At 31.7% G+C, this 1,367-nt stretch carries 1 protein-coding gene; it reads right to left on the bottom strand.

The genetic code is table 11. The features are described 5' to 3' along the window. Positions 1-98: 98 nt before the first annotated feature. Positions 99-1,298 carry an IS110-like element ISSep2 family transposase gene (locus HMPREF3058_RS04320; protein WP_080033715.1) on the bottom strand — a complete coding sequence of 400 codons (1,200 nt, stop codon included), beginning with the start codon at positions 1,296-1,298 and terminating at the stop codon, positions 99-101. Positions 1,299-1,367 lie beyond the last annotated feature (69 nt).

Genomic DNA, 1,367 nt, shown 5'->3' with positions numbered 1-1,367 from the left:
AGTCAAGTACTTATAATTAAAATAAGCATTACTTAACTAAACCGTTCATTTTAATTTTTTTGAATAAGGTGTTAAACTGTATTTGATTGTACGTTTGGCTAATGTGGTGACATTTGATAATCGTACAATTTATGATTCATTACCAGATAATGAATCGTTTTTAATAATCGATTTATACAAGCAATGATGGCAGTCTTATGAGGTTTCTCATTAGGCTGCTTTCTTAGTTTGTAGTAATAATCGACGACATGATTGTCATAATGATGCTGCCCTCTTATTATATTCATAATCACCCAAAATAAAAGTTTTCTCGCTTTTTTATTACCACGCTTGTTGATGGTATCTCTACAGTGTGTATGACCTGATTGATATCGTTTGATATCAATGCCTACAAAAGCGTTGAGTTGTTTATTTGATTTAAATCGCTTAATATCACCAATCTCCCCAATAATCATAGCTGTGCTTAGCTTACCAATACCAGGTATCGAATGAATATTTTCAAAATAATCGAGTTGTTGTGCTAATTGAATCATGGCATCATCTAATTGTTTGAGATGATGAATAGATTGTTTTAATTGTTGAATAAGTAAGCGTAATTTTTCGACTAGAAAGGAATGTCTATCGACATTAGGATAGCTTTCTTGAGCAATCACTCTTAATTGAAGTGCATATTTTGTAGCTTTATCCATTGACATTCCCTTATTTGTAGAATTGAATATATGTGTAATAAGTACATCCTTGTCGATATCAAGAACCATGTCTGGATGAGTAAAGATTTCTGCGATGTTGAGTGCAATGATTGAATATCGACTACTAAATAATCTTTCTAAACCAGGGAATGTTTGATGGAGTAATTCAAGGATCTGAAATTTAAGTCGATTTTGTTCATTCTCGATTTCTAGATGAAAACGGACGCGTTCTCTTAATTCAAAGAATATTAACTCATGTATAGGTAAGCTGCCTGTTTGTTTAAGCGTCGGTCCTAAACAAGCAAGCTTATGAGCATCTGCCTGATCAGTTTTCCATGATCTTAGAGCGCTCGTTTTAAATTTGGCTTCTAACGGATTCATTTGAATATAGTTAATTTGATTTACACAACAAAATCGTTCCATACCTCTTGAATAGATACCTGTAGATTCAAAAATGAGTTGTGGGTGGTCTAAGTCATTCAAATACTTGAGTAAATAATTGTAGCCATTTTTATTATTTTGGATGAAAAACTCTTTTTGGAATTTTGCATTTTTATAATGTGCAATTACACTACTCCTTTTACTAATATCAACACCTAAGTAATCGATAAAAAAACCTCCTTTGAATAGTTGAGAAGCTAAAAACTTTACTTAACCTTTCTCATTTCATTTTCCTAT

It is taken from the genome of Staphylococcus sp. HMSC068G11 (assembly GCF_001815825.1).
Taxonomy (GTDB): Bacteria; Bacillota; Bacilli; order Staphylococcales; family Staphylococcaceae; genus Staphylococcus; species Staphylococcus epidermidis.
The sequence above is the reverse complement of the archived record's forward strand: the minus strand, read 5'-3'. Positions and strand labels throughout refer to the sequence as shown.